Genomic DNA, 18218 nt, shown 5'->3' with positions numbered 1-18218 from the left:
ACAGCCGTGTCCCGACAATGCGTTCACAACGAGCGCACTGCCGGAACAAGGTTCACCCGCGCCACTGGCGTATCGACCGCAGCATCCGCTGCATCCATTTTCTTGTTGACCCTGACGGGGAGCGATCCCCAACGGGGGCGCACTCCGTCCTTTTCCATGGAGTGTGCCCATGTTTGGCCTTTACCCCGCCGGTCCCGCCTGGGTCCAGCATTTCACTGCCACCACACCGTCGCGCGAGATCCAGCAACTGCTCGTGAAGCATGCCGGATTCACGGCCGGTCTTTTCCATCAACCCTACGGCCCTGCACGTGGATCGGTCATCGCTGTCCGCCATGGCTTTGTCGTGATGGTGCATGACGACAACGCTCGCGAGATCGAGTGCGTCGTCGCCCCTGACGTCGAGATGACGAATCTGCTCTGGTCGCACAGCAATGGATATGCGAGCCAGTGGTCCCCGCGGGAACTGAAGGCGCTCACGGCGTGCGACAGCTGGGAACAGCTGCTCACGCTCGCAGGCACCCGGTTTCGCGCGGCCTGCACGGCGCTGGAGCGCGCCATTGACGGCACGATCGTGCCGCCGGCGCCAGCGACTGTGACAGCCGTCGCCGATCCGGTGATTGGCGCGTCGTTGCCCAACGACGATGACGTGCCGTGGCTGCCGTCCGATTACCTCCACGACGTGCCACTGCTGGAGGGCCTGCCATGCGACCGCTAGGCCTGACGCTCGAAGGCTTCCTGGGCGTTCGCGACGGGATGCGACGCGAAAGCGTCACGCTCGATCTCGAATCGCTGCCCACGGGCCTTATCGCATTTACCGGGCCGAACGGCGCGGGCAAGTCCACGCTAATGGACAACCTGCATCCCTACCGCATCATGCCCTCGCGTGCGGCGAAGCTCTCCGTTGACGCCTTCTCGTACTGGGACCATCTCTTTGGCGCCCAGGCGCAGAAGATCCTTGAGTGGGAGCACGCCAACGTACGCTACCGCTCCACCTTCGCGTTCCGCAAACCGGGCAAGACTGGCAAGGCGGAGTATTTCCTCGCGTGGCGCGACCGGGCAGGCCCCTGGCAACCCTACATTGCGCCGGACGGCACGAGGTCCGATGGCAAGGCGGAGACGTACGACCGTTGTGTCGAGTCGGTATGCGGTTCGCTCGAATCGTTTTTCACGAGCGCATTTTCGGCACAGAACCGGAGGCCGTTTGCGTCGTACAGCACCGGCGAGATCAAGTCGTTGCTCGCCGAGCTGCTGCATATCGATCACCTGCGTGCACTGTCTGCCAAAGCGGCCGATGTCGCCAGACTGCTGGCCGGGAAACTGGACAGCATCCAGCGCGAGCTGGCCTCGCTTGCCCACAGGCGCGAGCTGGTGGAGGCGACGGAGCGCGCGATCGCATCCGATGCTGAATCGATTGCGGCAGCACGGCGCGAGCGCGAGGGCCTTCAGGCCACAGCGCAGACGCTCGGGCAACAGCGCGCGACGCTGGCAGCGAAGCAGGCCGAGTCGGCAACGGTGGAGGCCCGTCTGCGTGAACTGGCGAAACGGCGAGCCGAGGTACAGGCGTCGCTCGACGCAGTGGTCGTCGACGCAGGTGCGGTCACCCGCCGCCTTGATGGTCGCCGCACGGCGCTTCTCCAAACCTGCGTATCGCACGAGGCAACGCTTGCCCAACGCGCGCGGATTGAAGGCGCGCAGGCACAGTGCGATGAGGCGAGACTCGCGATCGGCAGGGAAGAGGCGCGTATTCAGACGCTTCAGACCGCGATCGCAATGCTGGAGCCAAAGCACACGGCATTGACCGAAGCCAGCGCGGTGCTGACGGCTCTGGAGTCGCAAGGCAGGACGAAGGCGGAGCTGCTGCAAACCCTTGAGCAGCAGGCCTCGGTCATCAGCCAGGTGCCCTGTGCGGGTCACGCCATGCATGCCACCTGCCCCCTGCTCACGCAGGCGCGGTCTTCAGCGCAACAGGCCGGCGAGCAGCGCGTCGCCGTCAGGGATCTTCGGGAGCAGTACCGCACGAAGAAGGCCCTGGCCGATGGGCTCAGTCCGGTTGTTGGCGAGCTTGCCAGCAAGCGCGAAGAACTGCGTGCGGCGACGGACGCGCTTGCGTCCGGCCGTCGTGCGTTGCAGGCAGCCACCGAGCTTGCGGCCCGCAAGCCACTGCTCGACGCCGCAGCCGTCGCGCTGTCGCAGGTAAGAACCGAGCTTGCCGACATCGGCGTGCAGATGGCCCAGGTTGCGCAACGCCGGGAGGCGGACACGACGCGACTGCAGGGCCAACTGCGCGACATGGACAGTGAGGTCTCGCGGCTGGCTGCGCACGATGTCACGGCGGCGATCGCGGAACTCGACAGGCAACTGCTCGTGAACCGCGAGGCCACCGCGGCGCTCGATGGACGCATTGAAACCTTGATCCGTCAGCACGCAACACGCGAGACACAGCGTGACGCGATGAAGACGGAACTGGCCGGTTTCGATGCAACGCGCACGCAGGCCGAACGCCTGTCTGACGAGATCGCGCAGTGGAAGCTGCTCGCCCGGGGCCTTGGCAACGATGGTCTCGTGGCGCTGACGATCGACGACGCCGGACCGGCACTTACGCAGACAGTCAACGACCTGCTGCTCGCGTGCTATGGCCCCCGCTTCACGGTCGAGATACGCACGCAGCGTGAGCTTGCGAACGGCGATCTGCGTGAGGGCTTCGAGATCCTCGTCCATGACGGCGACAACGACAGCACCAAGGCTGTGTCGGTGATGTCGGGTGGCCAGAAGGTGTGGGTCAACGAATGCCTGACGCGCGGCATAGCGCTGTACATGGCCAGTAACGCCGGCCAGCCTTACCAGACGCTTTTCAGCGATGAATCGGACGGCCCGCTCGATCCTGAGCGCAAGTTGCAGTTCATGCGGATGAAGCGCGAAGTATTGCGTCAGGGCGGATACGAGCGGGAGTTCTTCATCTCGCAGACACCCGAGCTGGTTGAACAGGCTGACGCAGTCATTGACGTAGTCGCACTTGCAGCCTGAGTGAGACCTAACTTTTAACCCCGTGGGGAACGATCCCCACGGGGGCGTTCCTCGCATCAAAAGAGGAATGCCATGAAAGCGCAACACATCTTCAACGACCGGGTGCAGGCGGTGACAGTAGACATCCGGCCCGCCGGGCGCCGCATGGGGACCACGCACACCTACGTACTGAACGGCACGCTGCTGCGCGACGTTCTGCTCGACGGCAGGTGGCTCACCTTCGGTGTCTCGGCTCCGCCCGTTCCCTGCGGCCAGCAAGGCTGCTTCTGACACGCGTGCGTCCCACGGGACGCACGCTTTCCAACCCAACGATCCATATGTCCAATTTCCTCATGCTGCTGATTGCGGCCGGCGGCTCCGCCGGCCTGTGCGGCTGTTCCACCCCGGTTCACGAGGTCCGGCCCGCAGGGTTCAGGCCCAGCATCGTCGTCCACGAGCCGGCAGGCGAGAAGGGCGACTTCATCATCTGCAACGACGGGCGGGTACTCGTGTTTCCTGTATCGCACCCGAAGACCTGCGACTGACAGCCCCGCAGGCGTTTCCGTAGCCGGCCCCGTCTCCGCGAGGAGCGGGGCTTTGGCGGTAAGCAAACGAAGGAGTCTTTATGAACAGACAGATCGCCGCCGCAGCCGCCCAGGCCGTGCTCGTGTCAGCGGCCATCCTCATCGCGGCGCAGGCACACGCCGAGTCCGTCGACGTCGCGTTCTCTCCCGATGGTGGCGCGGAGCAGCTGGTGCTTCAGACGATCGGCGAGGCGCGCTCGAGTATCCGCGTGATGGCTTACTCGTTCACGTCGCGTACTGTTGTTGCCGCACTTGTCGCCGCGCATCGGCGCGGCATCGACATCGCGGTGACAGTGGATTACCGCAACAACGTCACGGACGACCACAGCCACCGCGCAAGAGCGGCGCTGAACAGCCTCGTGTACGCCGGCATTCCGGTGCGCACGGTCGACGCCTTCGATCTGCAGCACAGCAAGTACCTGCTGGTCGACAACGCAACGGTGGAGACCGGGTCATTCAACTACTCGCAGCAGGCCGCACGGTTCAACTCCGAAAACGTCGTGGTGATTCACGGCGCGCCGGCAGTGGCCAGCGCGTATGCGGCGAACTGGCGTGATGTGACCGCGAAGGGCGTGCTGTACAGCGCTCCCTGAGCGCGCATCCATTCTCTCTTCTTTCTATCTCCCGGTGGGGCAGCGTGTCCCCAGCGGGGCACCTGCGTCATCGCTTTCAAGGAGCAACGATGACGTATTCAGCAAGTGACTATATGGACGACGTTCTGCGTTGTCTGTGCGAAACCGGTGCCATGCCGGTTGACCAGGTGGGCTCCGATGCGGGCGCCCAGGCCGACGCCTCAATATCGGCTATCACTGGCCTCGCAGGTCGCGCGCGTGGGGCTGACTTTCTCGCCGAAATGCTCTCGGGAATTGAATCCCTGAGCGCACTTCGCGAGACGTTCGGCGAGCATGCCGTCGATTACGTTGTGTATCTCGCGGATGCTGTCGCGACCGGCGGAGCGATCGATCTGCCGGTGCACCAACGTGGTTTCGCCGCGTTCATCGGTGGCCTGCCCGGCGGTGCGCGGTGGCGGCAGCACATGCGGCTGCCCGGGCGAACCTGACGGGACGGTCGACGCCGGGCAGCTGGATCTCTTTGCCATGGCGGCCTGAGCCATGACGCCGGCACGCTAGACATGTGCGATCCGTGGGGATGCCGCCTGAGGATACGCTGCAGAAAGGCCCGCAACGCTCCCTTGAGGGAGATTGCGGGCTTTTTGCATTTTCAGCGTGGACGGAAACCGGGGAGAGCCTGTCTGCTGCTCGCCACGCGACCGGGCAAGTCCGCCGCGAGCCCCGGCGTAGCCACGGCTTCCGGAAACGGCCATGGCACTCCGCGGCCGCCTTGCGCGGGCGCCCACGCACGCGTCGTCGGACGAACCGATGTCGCGCGTGCAGCCTGGCTTGCCGTCGCGAACCTAGTCGCGCGCCGCGTCCGCGAAAAGCTTCAGCAGATCGGCGCGCAGCTCCGAGAGGTCAAGCAGCCGCTTCTCCTCATCGGTCATTGTGGTCCGCCCGTCGTCGTCGACCTTGAACCTGAAGTCGCCCGTTACCTTCGTGCGGTGCCGTTCGAGGCCTTTGGCCCGGTGGACGTTGGTTGGCGAGAAGGTGGTCATGGGACTGATGAGACTGGGATGACCCGGACATTCTGGCTCGCAATGCCCGCGCCGGAATGAACGAATCCTGCTCAAAACGCACTGCGTTCGGGCCGCCGGCGCCGGAATCGCGACCGGCGGCCGGACCGTCATGCGAGAGCGGCCAGAACCTCCGGCGACGGCGGATCGGCAGTAGCGTGCAGCGTGTCGACACGTGCACTACCGGCCACCAGTCGGCGGGGATCAATCCTGATGAGATCGACCGTCTTACCTCCGCGCGCCGGTTCAGGCGAAGTCGTGTAACGGTTGCCCCGCGCGATATAGTCGTGGATGTTCGGCGAGAGGCGGTACTCGAAATCGCCCGACGCATCGCTAGCGACCAGGCGCAACGCGTTCAGAGGAAGCGAACGGAGATCATTGTCGAGTACCCGGTTGAGGACGGCGTCACGAATCGCGGCTGAGGCAACGGGACTGGTGTATTCCGTGTTCGTGTGCCGTAGTTGCAGGATCGCGAGCCACGGGTCGCGCGCCGTAAAGACCACGCGGTATTCCATGACGCTGGGTCTGCCGGTTTCGTCCGGGTACACGATCGGTGTGAAGGGACTTCGGTAGGGCATACAGGGCTCCTTTTGCTGGACTGACCGCCGGGTTCTGGCGGCCATTCCAGGTTACGGAGCCTTGCCCGAAGTCAAGTCGCCGCGTCGGACGGCGGTATCGTTGCCCGGATTCTCACCACGGTGCGCTGGCTCGACAGGCCGAGCAGTGCACTCACGTCCGGGTGGGATCTGCCTGCAAGCAGTAGCCGGCGTACATAGGTATTGCGGAGCACACGCGGGCTCATGTCCGGGCCGCTGAATCCAATCGCCCCGAGCGCTTCGCGGACTGCGCGCCACAACGTCTCTTCGCAGAAGGAGCCCGTGCTGGCGTTCAGCGGAAAGAGCAGATCGTCCGCTGCCGCGTCATCGCGGCACAGCCAGGCCCCGATTGCTCCGATGGCAAACGCAGGCAGCGGAATGTTTCGCTCTTTGCGTGCGCCGCGCTGCCTCACGACGACGTGTGGCCGAGCACCTTCGACGGCGATATCGCCGCGGCGCACGGACCGGATCTCGGCCGACGTGATGCCGGTGCCGTGCAGCAGCGCTACGACTGCGCGATTGCGGACCTCGCGCGCGTCGGGAGGTGCCACGGCGTGCACGTGCTTCTGCAGCCGCCGATCCTCGGCCTCATCAAGGAAGACCGGAACCGGCTCGCCGGTCGGCCACGTCGTTCGCACCACGTACTGGCTGGCTGGGTTGTCGGCGCGCACGCCCTCGTCGACAAGGTGCCTGCACAGGCGGTCAAGGAGCTTGACGTAGCGGAGGGCGGTGGATGTGCCGGGCGCGCTGCGGCCGGCCAGTTCTGAAAGGAACGACTCGATGTGAGCGGCCCCAAAGCTGGCCACCGTCGCTCCATGCAGTACGAGGTGACGGCTGAAGCGGCTAAACATTGCGGAGTGCTGGACCATGGAGCGTGCCGAGAACGGCCGCCGGCTTGCACCCGTCGCGTGTGTCTGCTGCCACCAGCGGAAACCGTCTTCTGGCGCTGTCGTCCACTTCTCGTAGATGTCCATACCACCAAATATACTGAATTAGAGTTTCCTCGCCCACCGGGCGAATCTTCGATTCGCTCAACGTGCCACCAGGGAGAAGGGGTACCGTTCGCCGGCCGGGCTATCCGTAGCGCTCGGCTCTCCGGCAGCCATAGATCGTTATAAAAGTGACACCGTCGCGACGATAGTTGTGTCACCACGCACGGGGCACCCGACCCCGTTGCCAATCGGATGGCGCTGAAGAGCGGCCGCGGCAAACACCGCGGCCGCCGGCTACGAAGTACCGGAGTCGACCCACAAGGGACCTTCAGTTTTCTCGATCGCGGACATTCACTTGACCATTGCATCAACTCGGATTGGCGACGATCGACGCGGCGTCGTCGGCACGTCGCGTACCGCATGCGTGCTCGCACTGCTCGCCGAGGGAACATTCGTTACAACTCGAATATGGCACGGGGCCCAACTGAGTCGTCGATAAAAACTTGTGAAGAAGCCGAAGGGCGCACGCATTTTTCCCTCCTCCCGCACCAACGCACCACCCTCTTCACAAAGCCGTGGGCGCGCCGCTGCTTCTACGCGATTGCTACGGCCCATCGTCAAATTGGAATTTTATTCCTGGCTTTCCCCCATACACTTACTCCGCCAAACGAGGTCGGAGCGAAATTGAGTTTCCGGGAGCAGAAACGTGCAGGAAGAACAAGCCACGAATAAGAGTCCACACACGCATGCCTGGCAGGCCGTCAAAGAGCACTTTGGAGACGTTCCGACTGCCGAGCTTTCCTCCGCTTTGCGAGTGTTTCCGAGCTATATTCGGACGGAGGTCCAGGCAGCGTTACTTGAATGCTTCAAGGCATATCAAACGCGCCTTCTAGGTATCAATCGAGCACACGAAAGCTTCATGCCTGCGCGCATTTCAGGTCTCTTTGTCGAACCGCGAGGCTCGGCGCCAGCGGACTTCGCTCTGACGCCAGTGCGCTATGAATCTATCGACGTCGGCGAAGATGAGCCGGTCGAAGGGTTGGATAACGCCCTCTGGCTGGTACACGACCAGGCGAATCTTCGAGCAGCCGTTCTTTTCACACGCTTCGAACCTCCGAGAGGACCTCGCACCGTCAACGTGGAGATTGCGTTTCCGCCGTCACCGGATAGCGCGGCGTTCGTGACTCGCACGTTCGAGACCATCGAACAGACGCTTTCGAAAACCAAACTCTATCGGGGGAAAGTGCTCTCGTTTGAGGACAAAGAGGTCTATATCGGGCAGACCAAGGGCGTCACTGTGCATCGCCTTAACACGGTCACGCGCAAAGAGGTGATTCTCTCCGCCGCCACGATGGAAGCGCTTGACCTCCACATCTTCCAGTTCGCGAAGAGCAGACCAGCGCTTGCGAAGCTCGGCCACTCCCAACAGAAGGGAATCCTGCTTTACGGGCCGCCTGGTACCGGAAAGACACACATCATTCGCTACCTTGCGTCCAATCTGGAGCATCACACGACGCTGCTGATCACGGCCGGACAGGTCGCGGCACTCGACGAGTATGTCAACCTCGCAAAGCTCCTCCAGCCCTGCATCATCGTTATCGAGGATGTGGATTTGATTGGCAGGGACAGGACGCAGATGAGGGAGGCGAAAGAGGAAGCATTGCTCAATCGCCTCCTCAACGAAATGGACGGACTTAGTCCATCGGCACAGCTCTTCTTCATCCTCACCACCAACCGCCCTGACGACATCGAAGATGCCATCGCAGGTCGTCCCGGCCGTATCGACCAAGCCATCGAGATACCGGCTCCCGACGACGAATGTCGCCTGAGGCTGCTTGAGCTTTACGGAAGTGCCATGGAAATCCCGACCGATGTTGCCGAGGCTGCCGTGGCCAAGACAACAGGGGTTAGCGCTGCATTCATGAAAGAGCTCGTCCGCCGATTGGCGCAGCAGAGCATCATGCGAGGCAGTCCCGGCAAGGTGACCATGGGCGACCTGGACAATGTTTTCGCGGAGCTAGCACGCCACGATGGCAAGCTCGCGCGCACGCTTCTAGGCGGAACCGCCGTGTTGCCCCGGACTCAGTCGGCGCGAACGGCGGCCAACTAACGAAGCTTTGCCATCCGAAGCAGCTTTGGTTCACCGGATTCACTCGATGCGTGCGCCATTTCAGGTTCTTGTCATCCCGTACCGTGTTGATAGTCACGAGGTGACGTTCGCTGCCCTAAAACGTTCTGACGACGGACATTGGCAGGGTGTCGCTGGCGGCGGAGAAGTTGGTGAAACCCCGTTTCAGGCGGCAGTTAGGGAATGCCAGGAAGAAGTCGGCGTTGGCTCACGCAGCAGGGTTCAATCGCTAAAAAGTCGGGCGTCGATCCCCGTTGAGCACTTTACCGACCGCGGACATTGGCCAACTGACATGTTTGTCATCCCCGAATATTGCTTCGGGCTGGACTGCACAGACAAGGAGCTTGTTCTATCAAGCGAACACGTGGACGTGCGTTGGGGAGCATATCGAGAGATTAATGCGCTACTGCGCTGGGATTCAAACAAGACAGCTCTCTGGGAACTCAACTGTCGTGTCACCAAGAAGTAGCCGGCCTTTGCTGCGGACGGTGAACGTAGATACGAATCTATCGGCCGTCGTATTGCTCACTGTAGACGGCTGACAGCCGGCAAATTTGCTGAAATTGTAGGGCCCGTTACGCGGTGGCTCGCAAAAAATCGACCTCTCTCAGATGGGTGTACAGACGGCTCGCGAGCATCGGTCAAGCGTAAGAGAACCCCGGAAAACCTCGCTAGATCGATCATCAACGAGTTTTTCAACACAATAGGTCGATAGACAGCGTCCGCGAGCTCTCCGGCATCCGAGCGCTACACGTCACCCCACCGAATGTCCGTCATCGATCGAGCCACTGTCCGCTTGGGTTGAGGTGGCATCCTCAGGCGAAGCTGCTAGCGAAGGCAGTAACCTGGACTCTGGATTTCAGGCGTGCTTTTGGTCCCTCAAACGCGTTGTATATCGCCTCGTGCGCACCATACGAACTCGATCCAGAACGAGAGCGGTACGACTCGGCCCAACCCAGCAATTCTGCGAACGACTGCGCATCCGCGCCGCGTCGCATTCCACGTTGGTGGATGTTCGCGACACATTCAGCCTCATCCACATCTATCCAGACAAGTGCAGACGCGGCCGGCAGAATCTCTGAAACAATCCAGCCGTAGATGCCTTCAATTACCCAACACTCTTCGGCGGCCGCGACACGCGCCATTGAGATGACTTCCTCTCGCTTCCTAGCCAGGTTGTAGCCGCCTGGCTCCCAGTTGAGCAGGTCAAGGTCAACCCAGGCACCGCCGAGCGAGATTGCAAGCTGCTCCGAAAGCCAGCTTTTCCCCGAACCCGAATTTCCAACTACCACTGTTCTGGCCAAGTTCATACGCGACGACTCACAATGCGATTGGATGACGATTGTTGCCAATTCATCTCGATTCATCGACCGGCCGCTTCTGGCCGACCACCGCCCCATGCCCGAGTGCGGCGATCGGCACGGGCGCGGCCCTTCATGCAAAAGGCATAACTCGACCCAGAAGGGACAGCCGAGCTGCTCTGAAGCGGCCGTTCCGACGCACGGTACGCCAGTGCTATCGTCTAGATTATCTCGGCGACGCGTACGATGAGAAGTGCGGCCGGTACGAGGATTACTTGTGCACACACGGTCCCGAGAACACGTGCGCCGGCAAGGGTAGTGATAGCTCGCCTAAAGCTGTTCTCGGAGATTCGGCCTTCGATTACATCGTCCGTCATGACAGAAACCTGAGGGTCGATTACCACCGCCAGAACCACAGTCGCAAATCCATTAATGACCGACGATAGATTGGCGCACGTCACGCGTAAATCTGGCTTCAGGTATCCCGCGTAGAGTGACGCGAAAACGCCAACCGTCCAGATGGCCATCGCGAATACGTTGAGAGCTATCACCCTTCCAGAGACACCCGCACCGCTCGTTAGCTGAGAGATGTTTTGGCGTGACGGGATGCGTGCACCGTCACGCATATAGTTGATACCTCCGCGACTGAAAATGTGAAGCAAAAGACGCGGCAACGAACGATTGGCTTGGAAGTGCTCGACTGCGCGACTGAAATAGCGCTGAAATGTTGGGATCAGCAACGCGCCGACTATGCTTGCCGCAGTGGCTGTAACCAGAAAGAGCCGAAAATCATTGAGCAGCCCACCCTCCAGATGCTGAGCGATATCAAGCTCGACGCGCTTGGCGATGAACGGCCCTTGAAACGAGTTCGCCGTTCGGGAGACAAGTGCGATGATCCCAAACAGAGAGAACGACACGGCGATCCGTCGCGTGCGAACGCCTGCGATCCGTACCGCATAGGCCAGCGTTGCGATGACGTGGATTACGAATGTAAGTCCGCAGATGATGAAAAGCTGGGTGTCCATGCTATCGCGACGAGGTTGGCCAAGAGTTGGAGTCTACCGGAGCCCGACCCGTTTCGATTGTCACCAATCTGGTGGCCGATGCCGAACGTCCGATCCTGGCCGACCATCGCCCGACGATGCCGCCTCGGGGCGCCTGGATGGGTGGAGGGCACGCGTCGACCCAAAGGGGACGCCGACGATTCCCAAGACCATACGCTCGCTGGAGGAAAATCTGGCTAAAGGCACGGGCACCAAGTAATCTTCTGTCGCAGGATCCCCTGAATTGATTCAATCATTCATGACTGCTCAGCCATCCACCTGATATCACTGGCTTGCCAAACATCGTGCTCTCCCAGAGGGGGTAAATCAATGAAACGAATTTAATCGGTCGGGGTTTTGCGCAACATCGCTCTAGCCAAACCGCCTTGCGGCAAAACCAGCACTGCGTCCCCCGAAAATAAAGGTTCGGGCCCGCAATATGTGCAAATAGCTAATCCAAGAACAAAAAATGTCTTGAAGCCCCCGTGCCGGGCAGGCTCTACAGCCACGAACTTGCCACAGTAAGGCCCCTCCGCTCCATTGCTTACGTATTCCAGAAGAAGCTGCCCCCCCCTTTCCTTATAGTGGGACTTAATCTCTTCCATTGAATTAAGTGCCTGTGTAGGGCGGGAAATGGATAGTTCTATTTCTGGTCCAAAAACATCAACAGTATTGGTAGCGAAGTGAGTCGCAAGTCGCCAATGAGTAAATTGCGATTGCGACGGAGCCGACAACACGATGGCAAATCTATCGGTTTCTCCAGGAGCCAGAACTTGCGCAACCTCACATCGAATCCTCTGACCAAATTCCAGCAGATGGCTAATATCAAGGTCATAAATATGGGAATATGAGGCGTGCCCAAGCGGGGCCTTTTGAAAACATTCCAGCACCTCAAGCTCAACAGAATTAATCATCAATTCCGCATCGCCGTGATTGTCTACGCGGATATCAAGAATACAGGACTTTCCATCGCCCGGGTATTTAACAAAGATCGCGGATACATTCAATTTTCCCACACGGCCAGACGATGCATTCGCTGCAACAGGACGCCCAACCAAGCCTTTAACGAATTTCTCATGTTCTCTAGCCCACTGGTGCAGAATCCCCTCGGGAAACCGCTTGGTATCGCTATCGATCAGTTTCGAACAAGTTTGGCACAACCAAATCCCGTTACTTATGTCAGCACGTTCAGTGGAAGATTGATATGAGTTATACCTTGGCCCGTCACTTGCTGCGGCCGCAATATGTGCAGCGACCCCGACACTAATTGCACGTTCTCCGTCATCATGCGGGCCTGACGTAACTGCGCGACAATCAGGGTTCGAACACATAAATCCAGCCCTTTTCGCTAGTCTATCCTTTACAGGTTGCGAAAACTCGTCCCTGTTTGACGCCATGTCCTATGTCCCATTCGAACAACAAAAGTCAGCACAACTCAGTGACGTATGCCGCCTTTAACATCGATGGCCGCCGCCGACTATCCGCATAGTCCCATTATCCACACGGCATCGCAAGCACGGCCGGCCGCAATTGGCCGACTGCTGCCCGACGCGCCCGGCATCAACGGACCCTGAGCCGTCGTTTGCAACTTGAGAAGGCGGACGCTAACGCCTTTCTTTGGCAGTTTTGCTCGACTTTAGAGCAATAAGAGGTTACACGACATCTGGCATTTCGTGAGGTAATGGTGGTCGAACGTGCGGTAGGTCCTGTCTGCGAGAAGCGCCAAACGCTCGGTAGTTGGCTCGCCCCATCGTAAGGCTCAAATGGCCATTAGGCCCGCCGAGCACGCGGTCCGCGTCATCATCGTCCTGCCCGTCGTCTTCCCAGAAGCAGACGGCGCAGATTTCATAGCTGCCACGCTCGCCGAGCGTCTTGAACCCGCAGCAAGGGCATCGGAGAGGAAGGTCGCGGATAGAAGTCATACGGTTTAACTGAATTGAGAGTCTGAGCTTTGCGGCAACCAGACGGACGGCCGCGTCTGGCCGACGGCACCTCGAACGGGAGATTGGTGGTCAATCCCGGGCGAAATCCGCGAACGTGTTCTTCTCGGACCAGCTCGATCGATTCCGCATTGCCTAAAGCGGCCTCAATCTCGCCGACGCAACCCCCAGCAGTCATCGCCACAATTCATCGACAAGGGGGCGTCGGGCTGATCGAGTGCTCGCTCACATATCCGGCATTTCATCGCTTGGCTTCCAAGCTGAGAATTCGCCAAATTGTCAGCGATCTCCGACGGTGTGTCGATCGGCCGCTACTGGCCGCACCTTGCCCCACGGCGTGGCGCGGCGATCAAGCCGGGCGCCCATCTAATGCAAAAGGCATAATTCGACCCTTCTCGGTCATCTGTCCTCGTTCGGTGAAAGGCGGCTCATCGCTTCAGACCCGTCATCGCACATCCGACCCTTGTCTGCCGCCGTGGCCGGTTATTAAGGACCTGATGACGCCGATGGTCGGTCATCCTTTTCAGGCCCGGATTTCTTCGCGCGTCCGCAGGCAGCCGATGCAAAGGCTGGTTCTGCCATCGAACGAGCGAACATCGATGCACGGTGGTCGGACTGCCATTACTCAGGCCGCTACGCGGGTCGGATTGACTTCGTCCGTCACATGTGAAAGTGCCTTGAAGCGCTTGAGCGCCGCATGGTCGACGCTCGGGTTGCGTCCTCGATGACGTGGCGTAGGTTCCCCGTCCGCGCAGTGATCCGGCTTCGTCCAGCGCGCAACTTGTATCAATCGATACCGTTGGTCACGCAGATCACGCCCCCTTGCTCATTACCCCTCATCCTGCTGCAAATCCCGCAGAACGTTCATGAATGCCCGAACTTTCGCGCTCAGCAAGCGGCGCGAGTGATAGAGCGCCCAGATCTCGACGGGCGCGCCCACCGTTCCCCAGCAAACGAGTCGTCTTTCCGCTATGTCTCGATCGACCAACAGGCGCGGCAGAACCGCTGCGCCCACGCCTTCGAGCACCGCGGCATGCGCCATCAGCAGTGACGACAGGCGTAACACGGGCATCGGTTTGATCGTTCTCGTCCTGCCGTCTTCCGCGCGAACCTCCCAAACCGTACCCGGTGCCGAGGCCGCGTACATGACCGCCGGCACCGCCCATGAGTCGGCACCGGGAGCCGTCGCGGGCATCGCCAGGGAAGGCGCGGCAACGAGGAGCCGCTGATCGCCCAGGATGCGCCGGCCTGCAAGGGGTTCGTCACGGGGCGGATCGATCCGGATGACGAGGTCATACCCCTCGTCGACGGGATCGACCGCACGATCTTCCGCAATGACTTCGAGTTCGACCTGGGGCCAGGCAAGCGCAAAGCGCACGGCGATCCGGCTCAGCACAACGTGCGCGAACACCACAGGCGCACTGATGCGCAATCGTCCCCGCGCGACAGGCGCGTTCGAGGCGATCGCTTCCCCCGCCTCCTGAATTTCCGCTATGAGCCCACGCGTGCGTTCGTAGAGCGCGAGCCCCTCTTCGGTGAGACGAAGCCTGCGTGAACCCCGCTCGATCAACCTGACACCAAGGCTTTCCTCCAGTTCGGCGACGCGGCGCGACAACGTGGCCTTCGGCCGGTCGAGTGCCCTGCCCGCAGGGCCAAACCCACCGTGCGCCGCCACTGCATTGAAATCGGCAAGCGAAATCAGATCCATGATCGTTCCATTTATGAGACGAGCTATCTGAATGGTGTCACTTTCCGCGCGTCGATGAAACGCCTATTGTTCACCTCGTGGACGAACCCATCCCATCCATTTCCAGGAGATCATCATGGCAATCCTCGTTACAGGCAGCACAGGCGTTATCGGCAAGCAGGTTCTCGAACATCTGAGCAGCAGCGGGGCCGAGATACGCGGACTCACCCGCGCAGCGGAGCGCGCGACATTCCCCAATGGTGTCACCGCAGTCAAAGGCGACCTCGCCGACATCGACTCCGTCCGGCAGGCGATGAACGGCGTCAGCACGCTGTTCCTTCTGGCGCCGAACGCTGCGGATGAGCTCACCCAGGCGCTCCAGACGCTGAGCATCGCGCGCGAGGCCGACGTGAAAGGCGTGGTCTACCTCTCGGTCTTCAAGGGAGAGGATTTCGTCGACGTGCCGCACTTCACTGGTAAATACACGGTCGAACGCATGATCGAACGTCTCGACCTGCCCGCTACCGTGCTGCGCCCCGCCTATTTCATCCAGAACGACGCTCGCTTGAAAGAATCATTGCTTTCATACGGCATCTACGGCATGCCGATCGGCGCAAAAGGCATTTCGATGGTCGATGTTCGAGATATCGGCGACGCGGCCGCCCGAGAGTTGCTGCGCCGCGAGCGGGCCGCCGATCCGCTTCCGCGGGAGACGTACGAACTCGTCGGGCCCGATGTGATCGATGCAGAAACTGTGGTCGCGATCTGGACTGAAGCGCTGGGACGTCCGGTCCGTTATGGCGGCGACGATCTCGAACGCCTCGAGACACGTCTCAAAGCGGCTGCCCCGGCATGGCTGGCATACGACATGCGGCTGATGATGGCCCGCTACCAACAGGATGGTGCCGCTGCCTCCTCCACGCATGTCGAGCGTCTCGCGACACTTCTGGGACGTATGCCACGTTCATATCGTGACTTCGCGCTCGCGATGGCCAAGACCTGGGCACTTGAGTCCTGACCTGAAAAACAATATGCCTCCTGGACCGACTGACCAGAGCTGTCTCGCAAGCCAGTTGGTCCAATGCGAACGCCTGGTTCAGATACCTAACGGACATATGCCGGAAACACAGCCAAAACTGTGAAATCAAAAGCAGGGCACTCCAGCTTTCGAAGTGCGCTCATCGAACACGTGCAACCATCCGCACGTCGTCCACAATGAGTTCGGAGACGCGGCCCATTGTCAGCTTCGGTTCGAGGAGCGGCCATCCGCTGAGAGTTCGTGAGTGACGCTTCATGGCCGGAGTTTGCCTTTTACGCGATCGGCGACTTGCTGCAAAGCGATCGAGTTGGCATCCAATTGCTTTACGCATGCATCATGAGGACCATGCCGAGTTTTGCAAAACGATTCGATAACCGTCGTGATCCTCAAATGTTCTGCCTGACACATCCCAATAAGGGTTGAGCGACGTCACGCAAACAAATCCGCTCCGGGCGAGGCGATCGCAAGTGGACTGCCACTCAACTCGATCCGGGGCGTAAAACACCAGCAAATCCTCACGTGTCGGTGTTGGCGCTACCGGATGTTCGCGGCACTGTGTGAACTCGAAATGATAGTCCATGCCGGAACGTCCGAGCATCACCCCGTCGAACCCCTGATGGTCTCGAAATTTTGCCAGCACAACGAGGCTAAGCGCTGCGCAATACATGCTTTCTGCCCGCGAAAGGTCGCTGACAGGCCTGGCGATTCTGAGATGTGACTGCATCTGATTTATCGGGTCGTTGGCTAAGAGTGTCAGAACATCGATCATCAAGGATACGTCGAACGAAAATTGTCGCCAATTTTCGCCGCCTTGCCGAGTGACCGGTTTTGGCCGCACCTTGCCCCACGGCTTGGCGCGGCGATCAAGCCGGGCGCCCATCTAATGCAAAAGGCATAATCCGACCCCGAGCGGTCATCCAGCTTTCTCCGAAGCGGCCGTTGGCTAGCTATGCACCGTTGCTGCTGAAGTTCAGCAAAACGATGCCAAATATCGCAGCAATCAATCCAATCGCCTTAACGGCGTTAAGCGATTCCCCAAACCAGACGAAACCTATCACTGCCGTCAGCACCGCGCTGCTTCCAGCCCAGGCTGCGTAAGCCAAACTCATTTCGATTCTTTTCGTCGCGACAGCCATCAGAAAGACGGCTGCCACATAACACGTAACGGTCACTACCGACGGAAGCAGGCGGGTAAAGCCAGCGGAGAGGTTGAGGGCTGCAGTGCCGAGTGATTCAGCGGCGACGCTCGCAGCAAGAATGAGCCATGCGGCTTGGGTGGGGGACATGGACGTACCTCGCCAGCCCAACGTTTATACCGAACGTTAGAGCAAGCGTAAGAGGTAGCGGTACCCCGAGACTGAAAATATCGTCCCAAAATGAGGAACGGTTGTCAACGATGCTCAACGTGTCGTCGTGCGTCGCTTCTTGGCCGATGGTCGTCGGATGAGCGCGCGAGCCCATATTGCTAACGGTCGGCAACAGCATCATACAATGCGTGCGGATGCTCCGTGACGGCAGCCCAATAACGGTCCCCATAGGACCAATGCCACCACTCGAACGGGTAGTTGACGAATCCAACGGAACTCAAAGCCTCAAAAAGTATCCGGCGATGTTTGGATGCTTCAGGTGAGATCCTCTCAAAATGAGAAAAGCATGCGCCATTCGACGTCTTTTCATCCTGGTCGTATGCGCATCCCAAGTCAAACTCATATCCTCGCAGATCACAAAGCGTAAGATCGACCGCACCGCCTGTCGGGTGTCCTGCAACGGAAGGTGGTGCGACAAACCGCGCAGCTAGCGCCACAGCCTCGACTTCCGGAAGTGCGGGGTTAGCGTCCCAAATGCTGCGCAGATAGTCACCGAACCACAATGCCTGCAGGTTCCGCGGGCGAAGTGATTCCTTAATAAGGAAAGCATAGTTATCTGGGGTTTGAAGGACGGCTTCGACGAGTTTGCAACCCACCGTTTCGCGTATGTAAAAGCAAGGCTCGTAGCCGAGGGCGTCGGTGTTCTCCTTTGAGTTATCGACAATAATTCGCGCGTTCAAACCGTCGAGCGGGACCAAACGCTCTCCGTTTTCGATCAATGGAATTTGGAGAATTTTAGGATCGGCTAGAGTCAACATGAATTCATTTCAGAAACTTCAATGCGGGCGTGGGCGATATTACCCGCGCCGAAGGCTTCCACAAACAGGAGCAAAAACTCTCTGAGCCACTCTCTGTCTGGTCCGCGTCGTTCGCGTGAACCAACGAATGCGAAGGGGCACCGCGTGGTCGACGATTCTGAGCACCACGTCGGACGTCTCAAACTGGCGGCTAACGCCGACGACCAAGCC

Annotated in this window: 20 protein-coding genes and 1 pseudogene; 9 read left to right on the top strand and 12 right to left on the bottom strand. The window is 60.1% G+C overall.

The window, feature by feature from the left end:
- Positions 1-169: 169 nt before the first annotated feature.
- From PXJ20_RS26485 to PXJ20_RS26460, 6 genes are all read left to right on the top strand, one after another.
- Positions 170-715, top strand: coding sequence for a hypothetical protein (locus PXJ20_RS26485; protein ID WP_421032718.1), 546 nt, complete (start codon positions 170-172; stop codon positions 713-715).
- Positions 703-3024 (top strand): SMC family ATPase, encoded by a 2322-nt coding sequence (locus PXJ20_RS26480; RefSeq protein WP_421032717.1) that lies wholly within the window; start codon positions 703-705, stop codon positions 3022-3024. Before PXJ20_RS26485 ends, PXJ20_RS26480 begins: the two co-directional genes overlap by 13 nt.
- 72 nt (positions 3025-3096) lie before the next feature.
- On the top strand, positions 3097-3294 hold the full coding sequence (locus tag PXJ20_RS26475) for a hypothetical protein (protein ID WP_421032716.1): 198 nt from the start codon (positions 3097-3099) through the stop codon (positions 3292-3294).
- Between the two features lie 47 nt (positions 3295-3341).
- Positions 3342-3548, top strand: a complete 207-nt coding sequence (locus PXJ20_RS26470) for a hypothetical protein (RefSeq protein WP_042303853.1) — start codon at positions 3342-3344, stop codon at positions 3546-3548.
- 80 nt (positions 3549-3628) lie between these two features.
- On the top strand, positions 3629-4180 hold the full coding sequence (locus tag PXJ20_RS26465) for a phospholipase D-like domain-containing protein (RefSeq protein ID WP_421032715.1): 552 nt from the start codon (positions 3629-3631) through the stop codon (positions 4178-4180).
- Positions 4181-4293: 113 nt separating this feature from the next.
- Complete coding sequence (locus PXJ20_RS26460; RefSeq protein ID WP_042303854.1) at positions 4294-4647, top strand: hypothetical protein; 354 nt, start codon at positions 4294-4296, stop codon at positions 4645-4647.
- Positions 4648-5001: 354 nt separating this feature from the next.
- Here the strand turns inward: PXJ20_RS26460 and PXJ20_RS26455 are convergent, their stop codons facing one another.
- The 3 genes from PXJ20_RS26455 to PXJ20_RS26445 all read right to left on the bottom strand — a co-directional run bounded on the left by PXJ20_RS26455 (position 5002) and on the right by PXJ20_RS26445 (position 6787).
- Positions 5002-5199: a hypothetical protein gene (locus PXJ20_RS26455; protein WP_042303855.1), complete on the bottom strand. Its 198-nt coding sequence runs from the start codon at positions 5197-5199 to the stop codon at positions 5002-5004.
- Positions 5200-5327: 128 nt separating this feature from the next.
- Positions 5328-5795, bottom strand: a complete 468-nt coding sequence (locus tag PXJ20_RS26450; RefSeq protein ID WP_421032714.1) for a hypothetical protein — start codon at positions 5793-5795, stop codon at positions 5328-5330.
- A gap of 71 nt (positions 5796-5866) precedes the next feature.
- Positions 5867-6787 carry a tyrosine-type recombinase/integrase gene (locus PXJ20_RS26445; protein WP_042303857.1) on the bottom strand — a complete coding sequence of 307 codons (921 nt, stop codon included), beginning with the start codon at positions 6785-6787 and terminating at the stop codon, positions 5867-5869.
- Positions 6788-7451: 664 nt separating this feature from the next.
- Here PXJ20_RS26445 and PXJ20_RS26440 point away from each other — a divergent pair.
- Positions 7452-8855 (top strand): AAA family ATPase, encoded by a 1404-nt coding sequence (locus PXJ20_RS26440; RefSeq protein WP_421032713.1) that lies wholly within the window; start codon positions 7452-7454, stop codon positions 8853-8855.
- Positions 8856-8901: 46 nt separating this feature from the next.
- Positions 8902-9342: an NUDIX domain-containing protein gene (locus tag PXJ20_RS26435; protein ID WP_421032712.1), complete on the top strand. Its 441-nt coding sequence runs from the start codon at positions 8902-8904 to the stop codon at positions 9340-9342.
- Between the two features lie 346 nt (positions 9343-9688).
- On the opposite strand, the gene PXJ20_RS26430 is transcribed toward PXJ20_RS26435, so the two are convergent.
- The 6 genes and pseudogenes from PXJ20_RS26430 to PXJ20_RS26405 form a co-directional block, all read right to left on the bottom strand.
- Positions 9689-10240 carry an adenylate kinase gene (locus PXJ20_RS26430; RefSeq protein WP_421032711.1) on the bottom strand — a complete coding sequence of 184 codons (552 nt, stop codon included), beginning with the start codon at positions 10238-10240 and terminating at the stop codon, positions 9689-9691.
- Positions 10241-10395: 155 nt separating this feature from the next.
- Positions 10396-11199 (bottom strand): lipid II flippase Amj family protein, encoded by an 804-nt coding sequence (locus tag PXJ20_RS26425; protein WP_421032710.1) that lies wholly within the window; start codon positions 11197-11199, stop codon positions 10396-10398.
- Between the two features lie 359 nt (positions 11200-11558).
- Positions 11559-12614: a hypothetical protein gene (locus tag PXJ20_RS26420; protein WP_421032709.1), complete on the bottom strand. Its 1056-nt coding sequence runs from the start codon at positions 12612-12614 to the stop codon at positions 11559-11561.
- Between the two features lie 255 nt (positions 12615-12869).
- The gene (locus PXJ20_RS26415) at positions 12870-13139 is read right to left on the bottom strand and encodes a CPCC family cysteine-rich protein (RefSeq protein ID WP_421032708.1); all 270 of its coding nucleotides are present in this window, start codon (positions 13137-13139) and stop codon (positions 12870-12872) included.
- A 446-nt stretch (positions 13140-13585) separates the two neighbouring features.
- Positions 13586-13779, bottom strand: a pseudogene (locus PXJ20_RS26410) (DUF1289 domain-containing protein).
- A gap of 207 nt (positions 13780-13986) precedes the next feature.
- Positions 13987-14865 carry a LysR family transcriptional regulator gene (locus tag PXJ20_RS26405; protein WP_421032707.1) on the bottom strand — a complete coding sequence of 293 codons (879 nt, stop codon included), beginning with the start codon at positions 14863-14865 and terminating at the stop codon, positions 13987-13989.
- Between the two features lie 115 nt (positions 14866-14980).
- On the opposite strand from PXJ20_RS26405, the gene PXJ20_RS26400 reads away from it, so the two are divergent.
- Positions 14981-15862, top strand: a complete 882-nt coding sequence (locus PXJ20_RS26400) for an NmrA family NAD(P)-binding protein (protein WP_421032706.1) — start codon at positions 14981-14983, stop codon at positions 15860-15862.
- Between the two features lie 355 nt (positions 15863-16217).
- Here the strand turns inward: PXJ20_RS26400 and PXJ20_RS26395 are convergent, their stop codons facing one another.
- From PXJ20_RS26395 to PXJ20_RS26385, 3 genes are all read right to left on the bottom strand, one after another.
- A complete protein-coding gene (locus PXJ20_RS26395; protein WP_421032705.1) occupies positions 16218-16652 on the bottom strand; it encodes a VOC family protein in 435 nt (144 codons plus the stop codon).
- 178 nt (positions 16653-16830) lie between these two features.
- On the bottom strand, positions 16831-17169 hold the full coding sequence (locus tag PXJ20_RS26390) for a DMT family transporter (RefSeq protein ID WP_421032704.1): 339 nt from the start codon (positions 17167-17169) through the stop codon (positions 16831-16833).
- Between the two features lie 179 nt (positions 17170-17348).
- Positions 17349-18008, bottom strand: a complete 660-nt coding sequence (locus PXJ20_RS26385) for a M15 family metallopeptidase (RefSeq protein WP_421032703.1) — start codon at positions 18006-18008, stop codon at positions 17349-17351.
- Between the last annotated feature and the right edge of the window lie 210 nt (positions 18009-18218).

It is taken from the genome of Paraburkholderia sp. A1RI_3L, assembly GCF_048957895.1.
GTDB lineage: Bacteria > Pseudomonadota > Gammaproteobacteria > Burkholderiales > Burkholderiaceae > Paraburkholderia > Paraburkholderia kururiensis.
This window is presented reverse-complemented; position numbering and strand designations above follow the sequence as displayed.

Excerpts from the sequence above, each read along its gene's own strand:
- PXJ20_RS26485 (WP_421032718.1), top strand. The coding sequence starts at position 170 with ATGTTTGGCCTTTACCCCGCCGGTCCCGCCTGGGTCCAGCATTTCACT.
- PXJ20_RS26480 (WP_421032717.1), top strand. The coding sequence starts at position 703 with ATGCGACCGCTAGGCCTGACGCTCGAAGGCTTCCTGGGCGTTCGCGAC.
- PXJ20_RS26475 (WP_421032716.1), top strand. The coding sequence starts at position 3,097 with ATGAAAGCGCAACACATCTTCAACGACCGGGTGCAGGCGGTGACAGTA.
- PXJ20_RS26470 (WP_042303853.1), top strand. The coding sequence starts at position 3,342 with ATGTCCAATTTCCTCATGCTGCTGATTGCGGCCGGCGGCTCCGCCGGC.
- PXJ20_RS26465 (WP_421032715.1), top strand. The coding sequence starts at position 3,629 with ATGAACAGACAGATCGCCGCCGCAGCCGCCCAGGCCGTGCTCGTGTCA.
- PXJ20_RS26460 (WP_042303854.1), top strand. The coding sequence starts at position 4,294 with ATGGACGACGTTCTGCGTTGTCTGTGCGAAACCGGTGCCATGCCGGTT.
- PXJ20_RS26455 (WP_042303855.1), bottom strand. The coding sequence starts at position 5,199 with ATGACCACCTTCTCGCCAACCAACGTCCACCGGGCCAAAGGCCTCGAA.
- PXJ20_RS26450 (WP_421032714.1), bottom strand. The coding sequence starts at position 5,795 with ATGCCCTACCGAAGTCCCTTCACACCGATCGTGTACCCGGACGAAACC.
- PXJ20_RS26445 (WP_042303857.1), bottom strand. The coding sequence starts at position 6,787 with ATGGACATCTACGAGAAGTGGACGACAGCGCCAGAAGACGGTTTCCGC.
- PXJ20_RS26435 (WP_421032712.1), top strand. The coding sequence starts at position 8,902 with ATGCGTGCGCCATTTCAGGTTCTTGTCATCCCGTACCGTGTTGATAGT.
- PXJ20_RS26430 (WP_421032711.1), bottom strand. The coding sequence starts at position 10,240 with ATGAATCGAGATGAATTGGCAACAATCGTCATCCAATCGCATTGTGAG.
- PXJ20_RS26425 (WP_421032710.1), bottom strand. The coding sequence starts at position 11,199 with ATGGACACCCAGCTTTTCATCATCTGCGGACTTACATTCGTAATCCAC.
- PXJ20_RS26420 (WP_421032709.1), bottom strand. The coding sequence starts at position 12,614 with ATGGCGTCAAACAGGGACGAGTTTTCGCAACCTGTAAAGGATAGACTA.
- PXJ20_RS26415 (WP_421032708.1), bottom strand. The coding sequence starts at position 13,139 with ATGACTTCTATCCGCGACCTTCCTCTCCGATGCCCTTGCTGCGGGTTC.
- PXJ20_RS26405 (WP_421032707.1), bottom strand. The coding sequence starts at position 14,865 with ATGGATCTGATTTCGCTTGCCGATTTCAATGCAGTGGCGGCGCACGGT.
- PXJ20_RS26400 (WP_421032706.1), top strand. The coding sequence starts at position 14,981 with ATGGCAATCCTCGTTACAGGCAGCACAGGCGTTATCGGCAAGCAGGTT.
- PXJ20_RS26395 (WP_421032705.1), bottom strand. The coding sequence starts at position 16,652 with ATGATCGATGTTCTGACACTCTTAGCCAACGACCCGATAAATCAGATG.
- PXJ20_RS26390 (WP_421032704.1), bottom strand. The coding sequence starts at position 17,169 with ATGTCCCCCACCCAAGCCGCATGGCTCATTCTTGCTGCGAGCGTCGCC.
- PXJ20_RS26385 (WP_421032703.1), bottom strand. The coding sequence starts at position 18,008 with ATGTTGACTCTAGCCGATCCTAAAATTCTCCAAATTCCATTGATCGAA.